General features: G+C 51.5%; 17 protein-coding genes. 5 read left to right on the top strand and 12 right to left on the bottom strand.

Annotated elements, in window-relative coordinates; genetic code table 11:
* Nucleotides 1–318: 318 nt before the first annotated feature.
* The 3 genes from L3556_RS00285 to L3556_RS00275 form a co-directional block, all read right to left on the bottom strand.
* Complete coding sequence (locus L3556_RS00285; RefSeq protein WP_277865301.1) at nt 319–978, bottom strand: response regulator transcription factor; 660 nt, start codon at nt 976–978, stop codon at nt 319–321.
* A gap of 40 nt (nt 979–1,018) precedes the next feature.
* Nucleotides 1,019–2,629 (bottom strand): photosynthetic/respiratory NAD(P)H-quinone oxidoreductase subunit D1, encoded by a 1,611-nt coding sequence (ndhD1, locus tag L3556_RS00280; protein WP_277865300.1) that lies wholly within the window; start codon nt 2,627–2,629, stop codon nt 1,019–1,021.
* Nucleotides 2,630–2,752: 123 nt separating this feature from the next.
* Nucleotides 2,753–4,744, bottom strand: coding sequence for an NAD(P)H-quinone oxidoreductase subunit 5 (locus tag L3556_RS00275; protein WP_277865299.1), 1,992 nt, complete (start codon nt 4,742–4,744; stop codon nt 2,753–2,755).
* Nucleotides 4,745–5,010: 266 nt separating this feature from the next.
* Here L3556_RS00275 and L3556_RS00270 point away from each other — a divergent pair, with 266 nt between their 5' ends.
* The 3 genes from L3556_RS00270 to L3556_RS00260 all read left to right on the top strand — a co-directional run bounded on the left by L3556_RS00270 (nt 5,011) and on the right by L3556_RS00260 (nt 7,624).
* Entirely contained in the window at nt 5,011–5,715 is a 705-nt protein-coding gene (locus L3556_RS00270) for a lipid-binding SYLF domain-containing protein (protein WP_277865298.1), read from the top strand.
* Nucleotides 5,716–5,741: 26 nt separating this feature from the next.
* Nucleotides 5,742–6,197: a GNAT family N-acetyltransferase gene (locus L3556_RS00265; RefSeq protein WP_277865297.1), complete on the top strand. Its 456-nt coding sequence runs from the start codon at nt 5,742–5,744 to the stop codon at nt 6,195–6,197.
* Between the two features lie 71 nt (nt 6,198–6,268).
* Nucleotides 6,269–7,624 carry a TIGR03279 family radical SAM protein gene (locus tag L3556_RS00260; protein ID WP_277865766.1) on the top strand — a complete coding sequence of 452 codons (1,356 nt, stop codon included), beginning with the start codon at nt 6,269–6,271 and terminating at the stop codon, nt 7,622–7,624.
* Here the strand turns inward: L3556_RS00260 and L3556_RS00255 are convergent.
* A complete protein-coding gene (locus L3556_RS00255; protein ID WP_277865296.1) occupies nt 7,621–9,645 on the bottom strand; it encodes a caspase family protein in 2,025 nt (674 codons plus the stop codon). The genes L3556_RS00260 and L3556_RS00255 overlap by 4 nt on opposite strands.
* A 165-nt stretch (nt 9,646–9,810) precedes the next feature.
* On the opposite strand from L3556_RS00255, the gene L3556_RS00250 reads away from it, so the two are divergent.
* Nucleotides 9,811–10,551, top strand: coding sequence for a segregation/condensation protein A (locus L3556_RS00250; protein ID WP_277865295.1), 741 nt, complete (start codon nt 9,811–9,813; stop codon nt 10,549–10,551).
* Here the strand turns inward: L3556_RS00250 and L3556_RS00245 are convergent.
* Both L3556_RS00245 and L3556_RS00240 read right to left on the bottom strand, forming a co-directional pair.
* Nucleotides 10,520–11,584, bottom strand: a complete 1,065-nt coding sequence (locus L3556_RS00245) for a potassium channel family protein (protein WP_277865294.1) — start codon at nt 11,582–11,584, stop codon at nt 10,520–10,522. The two genes, L3556_RS00250 and L3556_RS00245, sit on opposite strands and share 32 nt — an antisense overlap.
* Nucleotides 11,585–11,668: 84 nt before the next feature.
* Nucleotides 11,669–12,724 (bottom strand): tetratricopeptide repeat protein, encoded by a 1,056-nt coding sequence (locus L3556_RS00240; RefSeq protein WP_277865293.1) that lies wholly within the window; start codon nt 12,722–12,724, stop codon nt 11,669–11,671.
* Between the two features lie 269 nt (nt 12,725–12,993).
* Here L3556_RS00240 and L3556_RS00235 point away from each other — a divergent pair, with 269 nt between their 5' ends.
* Entirely contained in the window at nt 12,994–13,407 is a 414-nt protein-coding gene (locus L3556_RS00235) for a hypothetical protein (RefSeq protein ID WP_277865292.1), read from the top strand.
* A gap of 88 nt (nt 13,408–13,495) precedes the next feature.
* Here the strand turns inward: L3556_RS00235 and L3556_RS00230 are convergent, their stop codons facing one another.
* The 6 genes from L3556_RS00230 to L3556_RS00205 form a co-directional block, all read right to left on the bottom strand.
* Nucleotides 13,496–14,902: an NAD(P)(+) transhydrogenase (Re/Si-specific) subunit beta gene (locus L3556_RS00230; RefSeq protein WP_277865291.1), complete on the bottom strand. Its 1,407-nt coding sequence runs from the start codon at nt 14,900–14,902 to the stop codon at nt 13,496–13,498.
* 14 nt (nt 14,903–14,916) lie between these two features.
* Nucleotides 14,917–15,195, bottom strand: a complete 279-nt coding sequence (locus L3556_RS00225) for an NAD(P) transhydrogenase subunit alpha part 2 (protein WP_277865290.1) — start codon at nt 15,193–15,195, stop codon at nt 14,917–14,919.
* Between the two features lie 22 nt (nt 15,196–15,217).
* On the bottom strand, nt 15,218–16,375 hold the full coding sequence (locus L3556_RS00220; protein WP_277865289.1) for a Re/Si-specific NAD(P)(+) transhydrogenase subunit alpha: 1,158 nt from the start codon (nt 16,373–16,375) through the stop codon (nt 15,218–15,220).
* Nucleotides 16,376–16,716: 341 nt separating this feature from the next.
* Nucleotides 16,717–19,311, bottom strand: coding sequence for an ATP-binding cassette domain-containing protein (locus L3556_RS00215; RefSeq protein WP_277865288.1), 2,595 nt, complete (start codon nt 19,309–19,311; stop codon nt 16,717–16,719).
* Nucleotides 19,259–19,723 carry a response regulator gene (locus L3556_RS00210; protein ID WP_277865287.1) on the bottom strand — a complete coding sequence of 155 codons (465 nt, stop codon included), beginning with the start codon at nt 19,721–19,723 and terminating at the stop codon, nt 19,259–19,261. The genes L3556_RS00215 and L3556_RS00210 overlap by 53 nt, the downstream gene beginning before the upstream one ends.
* A 46-nt stretch (nt 19,724–19,769) precedes the next feature.
* Nucleotides 19,770–20,948: a sensor histidine kinase gene (locus tag L3556_RS00205; RefSeq protein WP_277865286.1), complete on the bottom strand. Its 1,179-nt coding sequence runs from the start codon at nt 20,946–20,948 to the stop codon at nt 19,770–19,772.
* Nucleotide 20,949 lies beyond the last annotated feature (1 nt).

Here is a 20,949-nt window from a genome sequence, read left to right as displayed (position 1 = left end):
AGTGGACAGTGAAGTTAAGCGGGAATAGGTGGATTTAAGGAGCGGTAATAATGATCCTCAATTGAGCAAGGGTGAGAAAACCGAGGGTGGAATGGAGGCGTTTAGGGCGGCGGTATTCGGAACGTTATAACTCCAAAAGGGTATTTTGCGGATGTTTTCTTTAGTGTGCCCTGGTACGTAGATCAGCAATACATCGGGATTTAACCCCTCACCATAGGGTTTCAGGGCAAATAGCATTTGGATATAGCTGCCTCGGAAAGCGAGGTGTGACCAGTCGTAATCTTATTTACCTTTCCCATTCCTATAAAAGAAGCCCTACTAGGCAAAGCGGTGTTCCATAGCCCAACGAGCCAATTCGGTGCGATTGTGCAGGCCGGTTTTTCCCAACATATTACTGACATGACTTTCGACGGTGCGCTGACTCACGTGGAGATCGGCGGCAATTTCCCGATTGGATAACCCCTTTGCCACGTATTGGAGAATTTTTGTTTCCGTTGGTGTCAGTTCCACCCCAGGGGGCAAATCCGGTGTGACAGGCTCTAGGGCCGGTTGATTTCCTTGGCGTAATCGTTCCGACTGTTTTAATGAGGCTTCAATTTGGGCCAATAATTCATCGGGATCAAAGGGCTTGACCATGTAGACATCCGCACCCGTATTTAACCCCATCACCCGATCTTGAGTTTGCCCCTTAGCAGATAGAAATAGGACGGGTAGCCAACTAATCTGCTGATTTTCCCGAACATGGCGGACAAAGTTATAGCCATCCATCTGGGGCATCATCACATCACAGATAATCATATCTGGAGTTTCCTGGCCCAAGACCACTAGGGCATCCCGGCCGTGGGCCGCCGTCAGCACCCGATACCCCTTGAGTTCTAGATAGTCTTGCACCAAGAACACTAGATTGGGGTCATCATCCACCACAAGAATGGTTTTGGGAGCCGCGACTGATGGCGATCGCGAAGCATCATTTGCCATAGCCCTATCCGTTAGTTAAAGATCTATCCTTTTCTATCCTTTAGTCTAAGGGATTTGATTTCAGGGCTGGTGCGGTAGTGGCTGGCGGTGCTGATATAAAGAGACTACCAATGGGCCGCTCTTGGACGTTAACCAAGGTGGGAACCACTCCCCGGATGCGCGTCACCAGTTGATAGGTGGTGGCATCGTAGATCTGGGTGAGAACCTTGGGATAGAGACCAATGCCAATAATCGGCACGAGCAAGCAAGCAATGATAAAGACTTCCCGTGGCTCAGCATCAATGAGTTTTTCGTGGGATACCAGTTCTTTGTTTTCTGGGCCATAAAAAATCTCCCGCAGCATTGAAAGCAGATAAATAGGAGTCAAGATAACCCCCACCGCTGCCAAAATGACGATGATCAATCGGAAGGTCAAGGAATAGGCATCACTGGTGGCAAAGCCAATAAATACCATCAACTCTGCTACAAAGCCACTCATGCCCGGTAAGGCTAGGGATGCCAAGGAACAGGTGGTAAACATGGCAAAGATTTTCTTCATTTGTTGACCCACGCCGCCCATTTCTTCCAGGATTAGGGTGTGGGTGCGATCGTAGGTGGCCCCCACCAAGAAGAATAAACTCGCCCCAATTAAGCCATGGGACACCATTTGTAGTACCGCCCCACTCATTCCCAGACTGGTAAATGAGGCAATACCAATCAGAACAAAGCCCATGTGGGAAATAGACGAGTAGGCAATTTTCCGTTTCAGGTTGCGCTGGGCATAGGAGGTAAAGGCGGCATAGACAATATTCACCACCCCTAGTACCACTAATACTGGCGCAAACTTGGCATGGGCCCCAGGCAACATCTCCACATTCATGCGAATCAGGGCATAACCGCCCATTTTGAGGAGGATCCCCGCCAATAGCATGTGCACTGGGGCCGTAGCTTCGCCGTGGGCATCGGGCAACCATGTGTGGAGGGGGATGATCGGTAATTTGACCCCGTAGGACACCAAAAAGCCTGCATAGACCAAGAGTTGAAAGCCCAGGGCATAGTCTTTCATAGCCAGGGTGTGCATATCAAAGCTGACGGTGTCTCCATAGAAGGCCATGGCCAGGGCAGCAACTAGGATAAACAAGGAGCTAAGGGCGGTATAGAGAATGAACTTGGTGGCAGCATATTGGCGTTTTTTACCACCCCAAATGGCCAACAGCAGGTACACCGGAATTAACTCCAATTCCCAGGCCAGGAAGAACACCAGCATATCCTGCACCGCAAATACTGCAATCTGACCGCCATACATGGCCAGAATCAGAAAATAAAAGAGGCGCGGTTTCAGGGTGACGGGCCAGGCCGCTAGGGTCGCCAGGGTGGTGATAAATCCGGTCAGTAAAATCAAGGGCATGGACAAACCATCGGCCCCCACTGACCAGCGCAGGCCAATCTGGGGAATCCAATCATAGCTCTCTTGCAGTTGCAGGCCCGAAACCGATAGATCGTACTGGGTGCTAAAGGCATAAATGATCAGCACAAAGTCAATCAGGCCAATCACTAGGGCATACCAGCGAATCGTCCGTCCCTTGCCATCGGCATCCGGTAAAAAAGGAATCACCGCCGAAGCAATGAGGGGAAAAAGGATAATGGTTGTCAGCCAGGGAAAATCGTTCATAACGGTTTATGCAACTCCTCGTCATCGATGTGGGTAGACGGTCTATGGAATCGGGCAAGGACTCAAATGAAATTTAATGAAATTCAACGGAATTTATCTGAGATTGAGTGGTCACAGGACTCCTTAGGCCTGGGATGAGAAGATCACAAAGCCAAGGACAGCTAAAAAGACGATTAGGGCATAGGCCTGGGCCCGACCAGTTTGGAAGTATTTAAGACCTTCGCCGGTAATCATGGTGACAAAGCCGGTTAAATTCACCACGCCATCGACAACGTTGTAGTCCACCTCTAGGACTTGGCGGGCAATGCGGCGGCATCCTTTGATAAAGACGGCTTCGTAAAGCTCATCAAAGTACCACTTGTTAAGGGAAAACTGATACAGTGGCTTGATTTTTGCCGCGATCGCCCCGGGGTCAATTTTTCCTTGTAGATACATGAAAGACGCTAGGGTAATGCCAATCAGAGCGATGCCCACGGAACTACCTCCGAGAATATAAAACTCGGCAAAGTCCACGTCATGGGCCGCTTCCAGGAGTTCCCCAGGGGCATGGATAAAGGCCTCAAAGTAGTTTTTGAAGGGTGTGCCCACCAAGCCCACAAAAATCGAGGGCAGGGCTAACACCGCCAGGGGTAAGGTCATCGTCCAAGGGGATTCATGGAGATGCTCTTCACCGCCATGATCATCATGCTCGCCATGGCCGTGATCACTGTGGACTGCGGCAATCTCTGCGGGGACTCCGCGAAAGCCTCCCTCAAAGGTCATGAAGTACATGCGGAACATATAAAAGGCCGTTAAGCCAGCGGTGAGCCAGGTGAGAACCCACATGGCCGGATTGGCGTTAAACACGGCGCCTAAAATTTCATCCTTGGACCAAAAGCCAGCAAAGGGGGGAATCCCGGAAATGGCAAGGCAACCAATCAAAAAGGTGATTCCGGTAATGGGCATATAGCGGCGCAGACCCCCCATATAGCGCATATCCTGGGCTAATTCGGGGTTATGGCCGACGGCCCCTTCCATGCCGTGGATGACGGATCCGGACCCTAAAAAGAGCATGGCTTTGAAATAGGCGTGGGTCATCAGGTGAAATAGTCCGGCGGTGTAGGCCCCTACGCCCATGCCCATCACCATGTAGCCTAATTGGGAAATGGTGGAGTAGGCGAGACTTTTTTTTATGTCGTTTTGGGTAATGGCGATCGTCGCTCCCAGAAAAGCGGTAAAGGCTCCCGTCCAGGCGATCGTCGTCATCACCACCGGCAGGGGTTCAAACACCGGGAACATCCGGGCAATTAAAAAGACTCCGGCCGCCACCATTGTTGCCGCATGAATCAGGGCCGAGATGGGGGTGGGGCCTTCCATGGCATCGGGCAGCCAAACATGGAGGGGAAACTGGGCTGATTTAGCGACGGGGCCCAAAAAGACCAAAATGGCAATGAAACTAGCAATCCCCGGATTGAGGAGGCCGCCATTGACCAGTTCTACGAGGCGATCGCCCATGATGCCAAAATCAAAACTGCCCGTGGCCCAAAAGAGACCTAGTAGGCCCAACAGCAGGCCAAAATCACCCACCCGGTTGGTCACAAAGGCTTTTTGGGCAGCGGCAGCGGCACTCTTGCGGTTATACCAAAAGCCCACCAATAGGTAGGAGCACATCCCCACCAGTTCCCAGAAGATGTAGACCTGTATCAAGTTGGGACTGAGTACCAAGCCCAGCATTGAGGAGCTAAAGAGACTCAGGTAGGCATAAAACCGGACATAGCCTGGATCATGGGCCATGTAGCCATCGGTGTAGAGCATTACCAAAAAGGCCACCGTCGTGACAACCACCAGCATCAGGGATGCCAGATGATCCACCATAAAACCCATGGAAAGTTGAAAGCTACCCGCCGCCACCCATCCAATCATCTGCTGGTAGGGTTCGTGGCCTTGGGCTTGGCTCCAGAAAATGGCCAGGGAATAGACCATGGAGATCGCCAATAGGGCCATGATAAAGACGGCGTTGACGCGCCGCAGCCTATTGGTGGTTTCAGTAAATGAGATTAAACCAGAGCCAACCACGACCGCTCCAAACAGGGGGAGGACGGGAATTAGCCAGGCGTATTGATACAACGGTTCCATGCCAGCAACCTAAACAGTTAAGCGTTTGAAGGCCTTGGGATGCCTGTTTTACCCATCACTTGTGGTGAGTTTGGCAGGGCTGTCCGTAGGCAAACGCTATCATTGTGCCACATCCCCCCCCATATCCTGTCGGTTACACAGACTACTCTGGTGAAAATAATCGATTCTCTTAAGCTTCCTGAAGGTTCAGGGTATGGTAGAGGAAACAGTCTCAGCATCTAAGGAGTCTGAATACAGTAGCTTTTAGAGTTTTTTGGGGGAGTCCTATGTTCAGCAATCATTCATCATCCCGCATCTTGGGTTTAACGACCGCCACCGCGATCGCCCTCGTTGCCACTGCCAATCCAGGGGAAGCTAGCGATCGCCGCTTAACCCAACGAGTGGAGTCAGCAACCTATGTATTGGGGCAATTCACCCTAAACCCCAGTCAACGCATTCCCCCGGAAGTTGTCCAAAAAGCCGAAGGGATCGCCATTATCCCTAACGTGGTTCAAGCAGGATTTTTGTTTGGGGGCCGACGCGGAGCTGGAGTTTTGATGGTACGCAATGAAGCAGGGGACTGGAGCCATCCCGCCTTTATTACCCTGACCGGTGGCAGTTTTGGCCTGCAAATTGGCGCCCAAAGTAGTGATGTGGTACTGGTATTTATGGATAAAGCCACGATCATGCGCAGCCTACACCAATCCTTTCGGCTAGGGGGGAATGTATCTGTGGCAGCGGGCCCCGTTGGTGGCGATGCGGTGAATCCTTCGGATCCCAATCCCCAAGTGTATTCCTATACCCGCAATGCTGGGTTATTTGCTGGGGTTGCCCTAGAAGGGGCGAAAATCGACTTTGATAGGAATAGTAGTAATACGTTTTATGAGAAACGCAATTTAACGCCTACGCAAATTTTTGAGAATGATCCCGAACTCCCCAATCCCCCCGTACTCAATGGCTTGAATAATACGTTGCAGCGGGCAGCACGCTAAAAATTATTAGTTCTCCTGATGAGCCAATGGAAATTAATTGGTCTTGGAAAAAAATTAGTGATATTTCGGGAGCGGAGATGCACGAAATCCTTGCCCTGCGACAGAGTGTGTTTGTGGTAGAGCAGGACTGCGCCTATTTAGATGCCGATGAGTGGGATAAACAATCGTGGCACCTATTGGGCCGCAGAGATGATGGGCAATTGGTCGCCTATGCGCGATTGAATTTTCCCCATACCAGATACCCAGAACCTTCTTTTGGGCGTGTTCTTGTCACTAAGGAAACACGGGGAACCGGTGCTGGACGAAGGATCGTGGCAGCCTGCATTCAGAAGAGCAGGCAAGAATATCCGGGTTCAAATATGCGAATTTCAGCCCAGGCATATCTCACCAAGTTTTATGAAGAATTCGGCTTTATGGGTGTCGGAGATCCCTATGAGGACGAGGGAATAGAACATTTAGATATGGTTTTGGTCGGGCAGTAGGATTGTGATTTTCAAAGATCAGGCTTTTAAGGCACGGGTAGGGTGAAGCAATTGCCAAAAAAGAACAAAATATTCAGGGAAACCAAAAAGTGAGCGTCAATTCTGGGATCCAGCCGGCGGTGGTGAGTCGCGTTGAACCCAATTCCATTGCGGCGGAACTGGGCTTTGAGCCTGGGGATGCCATTGTGGCGATTAATGGCGATCGCCCCCGTGATTTAATTGACTATCGTTTTTTCTGTGCCGATGAATACCTAGAACTGGAAGTGATGGATGCCCAGGGCCAGACCCACCACATTGAACTAGAAAAAGATTACGATGCCGATCTAGGCTTAGAATTTACGACAGCCCTGTTTGATGGTTTGATCCAGTGTAATAATCGCTGTCCCTTTTGTTTTATTGATCAACAACCGCCCGGTAAGCGGCAAAGCCTTTACTTCAAGGATGATGATTACCGCCTCAGTTTCCTCTACGGTAGTTATCTTACCCTCACCAACCTATCCAATCGGGAATGGCAACGGATTGCCCAATTACGTCTTTCCCCCCTCTATGTATCGGTTCATGCCACCGAACCACAAATTCGCTGCCGCCTCCTGAAAAATTCCCGTGCGGGTGAGATTCTCAACCAGATAGCTTGGTTTCAGGAGCATCGCCTCCAACTCCACGCCCAAGTCGTTGTCTGTCCTGGCATTAATGATGGCTCCCATCTGACTCAAACCCTCCAGGATTTAGCCCAGTTCTATAATCCCGATTGCCCTACGGTTCTATCGGTTGCCGTTGTTCCTGTCGGTCTCACTCGTTTTCGTCCAGCGGAGGATGAACTGAGTCCCGTCACACCCCAAATAGCTAAAGATGTCATCACCCAGGTGCGATCGCTCCAGAGTCAATTTCAACGCCAGTGGCAGACCCCCTTTGTTTGGCTTGCCGATGAATGGTTTCTGATAGCAGGCATGGACTTACCTTCCGCCGACCACTACGATGATTATCCCCAACTCAGTAACGGGGTAGGCAGCATCCGTTTATTTTTAGATGAGTTTTTTGCCCTCGGGGCCCAGTTCCCCCAGGGACGAGCATCCCCGCACCATTTCAGTTGGGTGGTGGGGAATACCGTTGAGCAGGCCTTTCAACCCATTGTGGAACGCCTCAATCAGATCGACCAGTTACAGGTGACGATGTTTCCCCTCAACAGTGACTATTGGGGGCAATCCATGACGGTAACTGGACTCCTAACGGGGGCGGATATTCTCCGAGGTCTTCAGGGAAAGCCCTTGGGAGATACTATTCTCTTGCCTGGGATCATGCTCAAAAATGATCAGCTGGTTTTCCTGGATGATATGACCCTCGAAGCCTTAGAGGCCCAATTGGGTGTTCCCATTCAGGTGATTTCTGGCGGTGCCGCGGGACTGATTCAAGCCTGCCTAGGGGATTAAACCACACGCAATGTAAAGCAAAAGGTGCCCCAGGTGCGGCCATCGAGGGCATAGCGATCGGGGCTAGGACTCTCGCGGTGTAAATCCTGGAGAATGGCTGTTGCCACGGCAATGGCTTGGCTTTGTGCAATCACCAGGGGACGTTGATCCGTGGGGGTGGGCAGGGCCTCAAGGGTTTGACTAAAGGGAGATTGACTAGCAATGACATAGGTATTGAGCCATTGACTAGGTCGCTGCATTGTCCAAGGGGTCACGGTGGTTCGCAACGAGGAGGCTAACATTATTTGCCATGGCGAAGTGTCGCTATCGGTTCCCCAGGGGATGGCCACCAGTCCGCGGCTACTATCCCAGGCCAAGAGCAAAAGATAGAGGGGGCGATCGCCATAGTTTTGAATCCGATAACGAATTTGCTCTCCCGTGGCCAGGGTAAGGGGGGCATCGTAATGGGTTAGGGCTAAATCGGTTTTAATATCCTCCGGGGTTTGCCCCAGCAATCGAGGGGTATATAGGCGAGAAAGGGCTTGGCTTTGAGCTTGGGGAGTGAGTTTTTCCAGGGTGATGCCCATCCCTACCTGGGATGAATCTGGATTCACCGTTAGTCCAAGGATCTTATTCCCTAGAAGACCGGGAAAATCTTGGCTGAGTCGCCGCACCGCCGCCTTGGCCGCCTCACCTTCGGGACTACAACTATTGGCGAGAAAGATCCCCACTGGCCATTGCAGGCCATAGCCCCCAGTTGTCGCATTTTTGGCCACAATAAAGTCCGTTGGCTGATCCGTACCGGAGGGAACGGTGACATAGCTGAGGCTGGCTAGGGCGTTAATGGCATCAATGCGTTCAATTTTTTCCAGATGATTATCCAGGGCGATCGCCAGGGATAATTGCCGGGGCAGTAAACGCCACACCTCCTGCAACCCTTGGCCCGGTGTCAGGTCTAAGGTGGAACTGGAATATTGGCCATTGCCCCAACGGCCCGTGGCAGATTGCAACTCAATGACCGGCTGCCCAGGATCCCTACTCAAACTCATGCGGGCCCGTCCTCCCGCCTGTAACACCCCCAGGGGAACGCCCCCCAACCATAGGCGCAGGGTTTTATGATCCTGATTCACATCGACAATAACGGCTTCAGCACTGGCCTGGAGACTGGTTTCCGGAAAATAATTTTTACCATTGACCGATTGCAGTTGTAAATGACTTTCACTACCTGTGGCGCGGCGTAAATCATCGGCAGCCAGGCCCAAACTGACAGCAATTTTAACCGGAGGATCGGTGGCCCAAAGATGTTGACTCAGGGTTTGGGTCAATAGCCCCGCAGATACCCCCTCATCTAAAACCGTCTCGGCGGCGATATCCCCCGCCTGAATTAAGGTGACACCCGCAGGTAAGGTAGGCGGTTTCAGGGGAGATTGGGGGGGGGAGGGTCGCATCGTTTTGGGGGGTATAACGCCAAGTGATGTGATCCATGGAGTTAGGGGGGGGCTGAAGCCGCTATCCAGCCAAATAATCAGCTTACTACCGGATTGGGGTTGCCAATGGGAAAGGATCTGGCTTAGGGGAAGGGTTCCCTCTGGTTGGGCGATCGCATCCACAGCAGCTAAGGCAGGTTCTGGGGCGGAACGGCTGGGGTCAGGGCGCACCATCCCATACCCACTAAAGTGTAAGACCAGGGTATCCCCCGCCTTAATATCTTGAAAAAGATACTCCGTCAAGGCCGTTTCAATGGCGGTGGCTGTGGCGGCCCGATTTTCCAGGGTCTCAATATCCGCAGGATTAAAGCCAAAGCGATACTTGAGTAATTCCCGCTGAAGTTCCAAATCCGTTAAGCATCCCTGGAGAGGCTGAAAACCTTTGTGTTGGTATTGATTAATGCCAATCAGTAGGGCCCGTTTTATACCGGTGGTTGCCGCTAGGGCTTGGATGCCATCAAGACTGCGGCGATCGCTACCAAGCCACTGGGCCAGCGAACTACCCAGCCAGAGTATTCCAGCAGCCTGCAAGAACTCTCGTCGCCTTAATTTCATTACTCAGTGCATCTCCGGTGAGGGGCCTACTACAATTGTGGAAGCTTATAGAACATTTTGCCTTAGGTGGTGAATCACTCTTGCAGTTTATTCCTATTTTTCCTAAGGGCTACTAGTTTGCTAAGGGCTACTATTACTATTCGCCGAGGTTAACTCAATCATTCTATGCTTGGCTCCTTTGCTGACACGGCGATCTCCATTTTGATCGACTTAGCCGAACGGGGCGAAATTGATCCCTGGGATATTCAGGTCGTCGATGTCTTTGATCGCTGCCTTCAGGAATTAGCTATCCGCAACCAGCAAACCCTTAGTGAATCCGGGCAGACGTTTCTATACGCAGCTATGTTGATTCTACTCAAGTCCGATCGCCTGCTTGATCTTGATACTAACCCAGAAGAACTTGATCTTGCGGCAGAGATGGATGATTGGCTGGAGGGAGAACCCCCCGTACCCCTGCCCGCCCAGCCCGAAAAACACCTCCACCGCCGTCCCGTGGCTCCACCCCAGCAACGTCGCCAAGTTACCCTTGATGAACTGATTGCCCACCTCAAAAGTATGGCAACCCAGGTGGAGCGGCATAAAACTCTCCGTCCCCAGCGATCGCGCCGAGGATCCCGCCAACCCACCTCCCTGAAAGCTATTACCCAACTGGCCCACGCCGAAAACCTCACGGAAATGGCCACGGAAGTGGAGCAGCTTTTAATCTCCCAAGACTTGGGGGCAGAATGGTTTACATTCGATCGTCTGTTAGCGTTAAGAAATGATCGAGTGGGCGTATTTTGGGCACTGCTGTTTCTCTCATCCCAGTCCAAGGTTGATCTAGAACAAGAGGACTTCTATCAAGAGTTGCGGATTCGCCTCTGCCAAGACCCCCTCAAAGGGAATCAATATGCTGAAATGCCATGACAATAAGGGTATCATCTCGCCCTAGGCCCGTAAAGTCACAGGTTCTTGGATTCAGGAGAATCTCACCACTGGGCCGTTTAATCCCCATTAACAAAATTGGATTACGGGGATGGGCCGCACTATACTCACTGATCCATTCACTCATGGCGCAAAAGCTCATCCCCACAAGCTGGGGTGGATACTTCCCCGGTTCAAGGAAATAAAACTCATTGGTATCGTCGGAGTAGGTGAGCAATTGTTGATAGACCACGGACATATTTACAAATAAAGCACTTTGGGCAATAATTCCTGAGCTATACTCTCGGGCAGAAATGACCTCATCTACCCCCGCTTCCTTGAGGTGACGATGGCGATTCAGCTTTACCAACTCGGCAATAACATGAATATCCTTTTCCTGGCCAGGTGTTTGCTCTAGGTGTTTGACCGCTAGGGCAATCAAAGCATTTTTCTCGTCCGGGCCATCGGTATCTTCATCCGCCAGTAAGATAATGGCCTTGGCCTGGAGGGCGCGGTGTTTCTCCAGGGTTGCATGGTGGGTGGGATCCGCCTGAACGAAATAAATATTGGGGCGATCGCCCAAGTCAGTTTGATCCTCAATCTCTGAAGCCGAAATAATGACAATATCCCTAGGCTGGCTTCGATTCGCCTGGAGTAACTGATGGATAATGGCAACGGCTTTTTCGTTCCAGTTGCAAATAATAATATGGTCATTAAAGGGTTTCACACGACTCTCCTGGGAAAGGGCCTGAGTCACAAAAAAGGAAGAAAACTTACCGACGATTGCCCCAAAAACAAACGTACCAAAAATGAATAGCAGTAATTGAAAAACCTGGCCGGGAACAGTTTTTGGCTTGTCAGGGTATTCTCCAATTAGCGTAATAATGGCATTTTCTAGGGTTGTCCATGTGGCTGAGGGGGAGGTCAATGCTCCTTCGCTCCACAACAGCAAGAAAATTAAGCTCCCTAGCAGACCCCCTAGGCCAATCAAAGCAACCCTTAAGCGGATATTCAGCCAAGGCAAGGGATTTTCCATGGAAGCCAGGGGAAGGATTGGACAATATAACCTAGGAGCGATGATCTAGAAATGGGATGACCTGGGAATGGGGATAAAGAGTCATTAGCGCTCCCGCATTGCCTGTCTAACCTGTTGTTCACCTTGGCGATCGCCCTGGGAACGATAGAGAGAGAGAGCAGATCGGTAAGCATTTCGAGCATCCCGCCGCATCCCCTGGGCCGCTAGGGCCAAACCCAACTTGTGAAATCCCTCCGGATTATTTGGACTCAGGCGAGTTACCTGGCGATAGTTTAAGGTGGCGTCCCGGGGATTTTCTAAATCCATATATAAATTGCCCAGACTCATATAGGTAGAGGCTTGATTTGGATTTAAGGCAATGATCTGCCGATAGGCGCGAATGGCTCGATCCGTTTCATTGGCGGCTACGGCAATTTCGGCGATTTTTGTTTGTAAATCCATATCCCGTTGGGCCAGTTGACCCGCCCGATCAATGGCAGCCCAGGCGAGATCGCTATCCCCGGAGGCCAATAGAGCCATGCCTAGGTTAATTTGTACCGATGGACTATCCGGAGCTATCGAGATGGCCTGTTGTAAGGCTTGGAGAGCCTCTTGGGTGTTGCCCTGGCGGAGGAGGAGCAGGCCCAATCCTTTTTGAGCAGACCAATTTCGCGGCTGAAGACTAATCGTGTGGCGATAGGCCTGAATGGCCCCTTGGGGATCTCCAATGCGAGCTAAAATCACGGCTAGAGCTTGGTGAGCCTCACTATTGCGGGAATTCAAACGGAGAGATTGGCGGTAGGCTGCGGCGGCTCCATGATTTTCTCCCATCATTCCCAGACTATAGCCAAGGGCATAAAAAAAGTCAGGGTTTTGGCCATCCAAGTTAATCGCCTGTTGGTAGGAGCGGGCCGCCTCGGCGTATTCTCCCCTTTGGGCATGGATAAACCCGATAGCCGAATGGATACGGGGATTCCGAGTATCTACCTGAATGGCTTGGCGATAAACCGCGAGAGCTTGGTCATAATTTCCATTCGTGACCAGATCCCGCCCCTGTTTCAGGAGGTTGGCCAGTTGATTGGGGTCTTGGGCAAGGGCAGGGAGGGTTAGCCCTAAACTCAGGACTAAGGAGGCAGTGATGAAGTGATGAGCACGACGCATAGATGATGTTAATCCTCTTCGCACATAAGGTTTAGAAATATATCCATAGCGAGAGTAGTCTACCTGGGTGTCTTAAGGGATAGTGTAATTTACCACAGCAGTCTCGCCAACACTTTGGAGATAGATTAGACCGTGCATTAGCCCTGAAAGGTTCAATGTACCGGAACCTTAACCCTCTTTTGTTAAACTCGGTTGAAAGCCTGATTCCTCGTTGCCTGAAAAGATGTAAATTCCTTCATCAGCATCGTCAGATGGGATAGATTAAGGGTATGGTTAGCTTTTTGGCCCTGCTGCCGCGATCGCTCACAACATTCCTCTATGCCGTTGCTGCACTTCTGAGGTTTTATGGCACAAGTACCGCAATCCCCCTGCCCTGGTTCCGACTCGCCACCCTCCAGTGGAGCCTCCTGGCGTTCAGTTTGGGCACAGCGTCTTTGGTGGCTAATCTCGGCCTTGAGTGGAACACTGAGCGTCGAAGAAGATATAAAGAGGCTGAGGAAAGAGACCGAGCAGATAGAGAAAGAAATCGAGCTAATCAGGAAAGAGAACGAGCGTCTCGCCGAACTAGAATCCAAAATCGATGGATTATTCTCCAAATACGGCATCAGCTTCAATCCAGCCAACAAACCCGATCAGCCCTAAATGATTTCATCGCCTTTCTTGAGGAATATGGCGAGGTTTAATCTACCCCACCCACACTGGAAAGAGCCAGCATCTTCAGATGGGATAGATTAAGGGTATGTTAGCTTTTTGGCCCTGCTGCCGCGATCGCTACAGTTGCTTCACCTCTGTGACTAGCTGATTGAGTACGTCCTTAGCTCCACCAAACATCATCATGGTTTTGTCCTTGTAGAACAAATCATTTTCAATGCCAGCAAACCCCGGACTCATGCTCCGTTTAATCACAATGGTGTGGTGGGCCCGATCCACGTCTAAGATGGGCATTCCATAGATGGGACTTCCGGCATTGGTGCGGGCTGCTGGGTTGACCACATCATTGGCCCCAATCACTAAGGCCACATCCACACGCTCAAATTCGGGATTAATGTCGTCCATATCCTTGAGTTGGGGGTAGGGCACATTGGCTTCAGCGAGGAGAACATTCATGTGGCCCGGCATGCGGCCGGCAACGGGATGAATCGCATATTTGACATCTACGCCCAAACGCTCCAGTTGATCAGCCAATTCCTTAACACTGTGCTGGGCCTGGGCAACGGCCATACCGTAACCAGGGACAATCACCACAGATTTGGCATAGCCGAGCATCATCGCCCCTTCTTCGCTATCGAGGGTACGTACAGCTTTGGAACCACTTCCCGTTGTTCCTGAACTGCCCGAACCGCCGGTTTGACCACTGCCAAAACCACTGAAGAGAACACTGAGGAGGGAACGATTCATGGCCTTACACATGATCTGAGTGAGAATCAGTCCCGATGCACCTACCAGGGCCCCGGCAATAATCAACATACTGTTACCGACCACAAACCCAGCAGCACTGGCGGCCAAACCGGATAGGGAGTTTAAGAGGGATACGACGACGGGCATATCGGCTCCACCAATGGGAATCACCATGAGAATCCCTAGCACCGCCGCGATCGCCGTGAGTCCCCAAAACAATGACAGTTGGTTGGCATCAACAAAAAGGTAGCTACTCAGTCCCAGAAAGCCAATCACGAGGGCACCATTCACCACCTGTTGCAGGGGAAACAGCACCGGGGAACCAGGAATGAGTCCCTGAAGTTTAGCAAAGGCCACTAAACTCCCTGTTAGGGTAATGCCGCCAATTAAAACTCCCAGCAAAATCGTTAGCAAAATACTGGGACTGAGGGGTTCTCCAGTCGTTACCAGTCGCAAAAATTCACCCACAGCAACGGAGGCGGAGGCGGCCCCCCCTAAACCATTGAGGAGGCCCACCATTTGGGGCATGGAGGTCATTTCGACTCGGTAGGCGGCGATCGCCCCGATCACGCCCCCCACCATCATCGCCACCAAAATTGCCGGAAAACTAACAATTTGACGATCCAGAAGGGTGACAACAATGGCCACCAGCATCCCCACGGCAGCGAGACGATTTCCCTGACGGGCCGTAGCCGGAGAGCCGAGTTTTTTCAGACCAATAATAAATAGGGCTGCGGCAGCCAGATAGCTGAGTTCTTGAATATCACTTAACCAATCCATGACAGGCTCAATCCTTAACGCTTAAACATTTGCAACATGCGATCGGTGACGAGGAAGCCCCCCACCACATTCACGGTGGCCAAAACAATGGCCACAAGGCCGAGGATGACACTCAAGCTGTGGCCACCACTGCCAGCCATGAGTAGGGCCCCAATCACCGCAATTCCAGAAATGGCATTGGAGCCGGACATCAAGGGGGTATGGAGGGTTGGCGGCACTTTATTAATCACTTCAAAGCCAACGAAACTAGCTAGGACAAGAATCACTAGTCCCACTAAAAGCGGATCGTTCATAGATGTTTCCTGTGTTTTTAATCTAGGCAACGGTTGCGATGGAGGGTTCCTGGGCATGGAGGCTTTGGCGTACCCGTTCATTGCGAATTTCACCACCATGGGTAATGCAGGCGGCGGCGGTAATGTCATCCTCGAAATCCAGGTAGAGACTCCCCTCTTTGGTTAAATACTTCAGAAATGTAGAAATATTTTTCGCGTACATTTGACTGGCATGAATCGCCAAGGAGGAGGGTAAATTCACTGGGCCAATGACCGTGACACCTTGGTGAACAATTTCCCGCCCTGGTTCGGTACAGGCACAGTTGCCCCCCTGCTCCGCTGCCAGATCCACAATCACAGAACCCGGTTTCATCGTGGACACCATGCGCTCAGTAACAAGGAGAGGGGCAGGTTTTCCGGGGACTTGGGCGGTGGTAATCACCACATCGGCGGTTTGGACATGGGCGGCGATCGCCTCTTGGGTGGTATGTTTAGCTGCCTCCGAAACTTCCTTGGCATAACCACCACTGGCTACCGTATCCTCTTGGAGGGCCACTTCCACAAATTTAGCTCCGAGGCTTTGCACCTCTTCTTTGACGGCGGGGCGAATATCAAAGGCTTCGACAATGGCCCCCAACCGACGGGCCGTGGCAATGGCCTGTAATCCGGCCACACCGGCCCCAATCACAAATACCTTGGCCGGTGGAATCGTGCCGGCGGCGGTGGTCAACATTGGAAAAAAGCGGGGTAGGGCGGCTGCCCCCTGAAGTACGGCTTGGTATCCGGCGATCGCTGCCTGGGAGGAAAGGGCATCCATACTCTGGGCCCGACTGGTGCGGGGAACACATTCGAGGGCAAAGGCCGTAATCTGGCGATCGGCCAAGTGCTGCATCTGCCAGGGATTTCCCAGGGGATTCAGAAAACTAATTAACGTGCCCCCCGTTCGTAACCATTCCACTTCGCGATCGCGCAGGGGAGCAACCTTGAGAAGGACATCTACCCCCCCCCAGAGATCTTCTAGGGAATTGATGATTTCTGCCCCCGCCGCTTGGTAGTCATCGTCATGGAAGTGGGCCATTTCACCGGCCCCCGACTCCACCTGAATCACATAACCTTGCTGAACTAACTTCGCTACAACATCAGGGATGAGGGCAACACGCTGTTCACCCACTTCCCGTTCTTTCACTACCCCAATTTTCATAAGCCTTGCATTCGTAGGGTTTCTATAGTTACCAAGCTACTGCTATCGCCCTAGGCGTGCAGGGGTTTTGAACATTTATGCCAAAATAGCAACAACTCTTATCATCCCAGTCCCGATTCTTGAAGCAATAAAAACCGATCCCGAAAATAACCTTAAAAAATAGAGGAGTAACACAAAATAATGTATTGAAGGTAATATAGCTGTCGCCTGTTTCCTTAGGACATTGCTGACAAGGGGGGTGTGGGGGCTTCGCCCCCAGCCAGGGGTTCCACCCCTGCACCCCGTCCTAAACCAAGTAGCATTAGCTATACATGGAAGTCATTGCGGGCATAGGGTTTGTTTTATTTTTGCTCCTTTCGCCATTGCTGGATCAGGGTAAGGCTTAAATACACCAGGGTATGGATCAGTAATAGGCCCCAATTCAGGAAAAGATTACCCCAGGTGGGATCGTAAACGGGGCTGGGGTCAAAGGGTAGGGGCGGCGGCTCGTAGAGGGCAAAGTCAGGCTGCTCCGGGACGAGGGCATTCACATTCACCAGGCTGCCGTAGGCCCCCACGGACCAGCGGCCAATCATCAACCAGGAGAGGATGGCCACGGGGCCACTGAGCTTAAATAGGACACCGGAGAAAATAATCTGGGGTAGGAGAATGGGGGGTAAGACTTTGCTGGCTTGATCCACATTCTTGACGGCACTGGAAATGAATAACCCCAGGCTGATACTGGCTAACAGGGTAAGAAACGTGGTGATCATCACCCCTAGGGGCCAGGGAATCAGGGATGGGGCCGGAAAACTAAACCCCACCATCACCGCTAAGGTAATCATCAGACTTTGGACGATCGCCACCCCACTAGCTACGCCAATTTTTGACCCCAAATAGGCAAAAACACTTAAATTGGCCAGCCGCTCCCGCCCATAGATATGGGTTTCCCGAATAATGGTTTGGGCCGAACTGGCTAAACCGACCCAGAGACCGGCACAGGTAAACACAAATAACACCCGCAGGGCCTGGGGAGCCTGCATTAAATCCGTATTCTCCTGGGGGGCAAAGGGTTGACTATCCAGGGCCAGGACAATGAACAAGATGGCGAGGGGGGCACTGAGGAGATTCACCGCCAAACTGAGGCGATCGCGGCGGAGGAGTTGCCATTGCCGTTGACACAGGGTGAGGAGCTGATGCCAAACATGGGGGCGCAAACCTAGGGAGCGATCTTTCCCTTGGGGCGGCATGGCCCTAGCTTCCGATGAAACCGCTGCAAAGGTGGCGGTGCTTTCCCCTTGATTACCCATGGAGAGGCGATCACCAATGTAGGTTTGGTATAGGTGAGAAGCTCGAAAACGTTCACTCCAATCAAAGGCAGTCCGTTGTCGCTCTGCTTCCGTTGTTCCCTGCTCCAGGGTCAAATAAATATCGGCAAAATACTTCCAATCCCGATCGGGCAGGTTAAAAAAGGGCATGGCCTCCGCAGGTGGGCCAAAATAGCACAGCCGACCGCCCCGCCCCATAAATACCAGGCGATCGCACCCTTCAATATTGCTGGTGGCATGGGTCACTAGAACAATGGTTCGGCCCTGATTGGCTAAATTCCGCAGCAGTCCCATCAGTTCCTTATCCAAACCCGGATCCAGGCCAGAGGTGGGTTCATCCAGGAAAAAGAGCTTGGGATTGGCCAACAGTTCCACGGCAATACTCACCCGTTTGCGTTGGCCACCACTTAACTGGGCCACTAGGTTTCCTTTGACGGCAGTGAGTTTCACTTGCTCAAGCACTCGCCCAATCACTCCTTGAATTTCCTGGGGTTGGGTATCGGGGGGCAGGCGCAGTTTACAGGCATAGCGCAGCACCTCTTCTACGGTTAAACCGCTATGGATAATATCCTCTTGGGGAACATAGCCAATTTCTGCCCGATAGGTATCAAAGTTTTGTTGGAGATTACTGCCATTGAGTAGCACCAGCCCAGAGGTGAGGGGCACAATGCCGAGGAGGGCCCCCATCAGTGTGGATTTACCGGTCCCACTTCCGCCGACGATCGCCACCAGTTGCCTCGGTTCAATCACGATTGATACATTTGTAAGAATCATGCGCTCTTGCTGGGCGATCGTAATCCGCCGTTGCAGGTTTTGAGCATCCAGACGAATTCGCTCCCCCTGATCCACTAACTCTAAGCTGTGGTTGTAGTAGACCAAAACGAAGGGGCCGATTTTGATTTTGTCCCCCTGATTGAGGGTATGGGGGCCGTTAATTTTTTGGTCATTGACATAGGTTCCATTGGTGCTACCCCGATCCCGCAGAATATAAAGGCCGGCCCCCGTGCGATCAATGTCGGCATGGTGACGGGACACTGTGGCAGAATCTAGGGCAAAGGTATTGTATCCAGGGCCCGGATCTCGACCTAGAATAATTGGCCAGGCGGGCATCTGGTTAAAATCTAGGCGGCGTTGTCCAGGCTGGGGTGGTGGATCTGGCTGTAGGGGATCTGCCGGTATGTAGTGGAGGCGAATGAGGTTTTGCGGATCCTGACCAATCTCTAATTCCATGGGTTCTGTGAGCATCAATCCCTGATCAAGGTCCACACAGGTTTTTTGATAAAAAAGTCCATTGGTACTGCGCCGCTGGCCATCCCCATCAATGAGACGGTAGCCCTGGGATTCTTTGCGAAGGAGGGCATGGCGACTAGACACCACGCTCCATTGGGGTAGATCGGGAATGGAAAGATCCGCCCAGGTGGGATCCCGACCTAGGCGATGTTCAGGGTTGGTGAGTTGAAACCGGAGAATCTCACTACGGTGATGGAGTTCGATGTGGGGACAGGGTTCCTGATGCAACAGGGTTTTGCTAGGGGGTTTGGCCATAGGAGAGACATCGGGGCGATCGCTAGGATGATCATAGTCCTTCCGGGAGATCCACAATTTCAAACCAGTAGCGGCCCAACCCATTCATCACTTCCACTAGACCGGGAAATGTCACTGGCTTCGTAATATAGGAATTTGCCCCCAAATTATAGGTGCGGTAAATATCTTCCTCGGCAGCAGAGGTGGTGAGAATAATCACCGGAATCGATCGCAGCGTAGGGTCAGCCTTAATTTCCCCTAGGGCTTCCCGGCCATCTTTGCGGGGCATATTCAGATCCAGGAGAATTAAACCGGGGCGAGGGGAATCCGCTAATTTTTCGTAGTCCCCCCGGCGATAGAGATAGTCCATTAATTCTTCGCCATTGCTGACGGCGTGGAAGTCATTGGCCAAACGGCAGGTCTCAAGGGCTTTGCGGGCTAACATGACATCATCTTCATCATCGTCGGCCATGAGAATCGTAATCGGGACTCCTTTGGTTGTTTTAGAAATATCCATAAAAAATATCCGTAATGGCTAATAGTAGCTAGGTTTTCCCTGGGGGTCAAAGGCTGGGTATCACGGGTTGTTTTACCGGCATTGTGATGATAAATGTGGCTCCGCTGCCCAGGTCACTGGTGGCCGTAATCGTACCATTATGGCGTTCGACAATTTTCCGACAGATGGCCAGGCCAATGCCCGTTCCTGGGTATTCATTGCGGGAGTGGAGTCGCTGAAAAATGCCAAAGATGCGATCTAAATATTTCTCCTTAAAACCAATGCCGTTGTCCTGAACCCGAAGTTGGATACCATCGGCAGTGTCGGTGGCATTAGCATCGGCGAAGTTAGCGTTGGCAGTAAGGTATTCCATGGAAATCCTAATCTGGGGCGGGCGATCGCAGGATTGAAATTTTAGACCATTACTGATCAGATTTTGCAGAAGCAGCCGGATTTGCAGGGGATCCGCCTCAAAGCCATAGAGGGTATCCACCTGAATCGTCGCCTGGCTTTGTTGAATTGGGAACTCAAGGTCGGAAAGGACTTCGGCAACAATCTGCTCCATATCAATTGGCACAAAGGGATTAGCCTTGGTGGTGACGCGGGCATAGCTGAGGAGATCATTAATCAGGGTTTGCATCCGGCTGGCGGCATTTTGAATCCGATCCATATAACCCCGGCCGGTTTCACTCAGATCGGCTCCCAATTCTGTGGCTAAAAGATCCGTAAAGGCCTGAATTTTGCGGAGGGGTTCTTGGAGATCGTGGGAGGCGACGGAGGCAAAATCCTGTAATTCTCGATTGCTTTGAATCAGTTGGCGATTAAATTCTTCGAGTTTGAGTTCGGCCCGTTTGCGATCGCTAATATCCCGAATCCCCAAAAGCATCGTGGTTTCGACTGGATATTCCTGAGGTAAGGACTGACCATCTATCAAAAAGGTGCGATCGCCCAAACGGGAAAAGGATTGACACAGTTCAAAATCCTGAAAGGCCCTCTGGTGCTCCTTAAGCTCCATCAACAGGGCCCGTAATGGGGGATGATCCCACTGCCCCTGATCTAAACCAAAAAAATCCTGATCTAAAATCGCTGTGACTGGCATTTCCAAAACATGGCAAAAGGCCGGATTACAGGTTTTTATATGAAAGGAATCATCAAGGACGAGGAAGGGTTCCCGCAGAAGCTGCACAATCGCTTCAAGATGGGCTAGGGGGTTAGCAATAGTCGTAAACGAAGGGTTAGGGTTCATT

The organism is Candidatus Synechococcus calcipolaris G9, assembly GCF_029582805.1.
In the GTDB taxonomy this organism is placed as follows: Bacteria; Cyanobacteriota; Cyanobacteriia; order Thermosynechococcales; family Thermosynechococcaceae; genus Synechococcus_F; species Synechococcus_F calcipolaris.
This window is presented reverse-complemented; position numbering and strand designations above follow the sequence as displayed.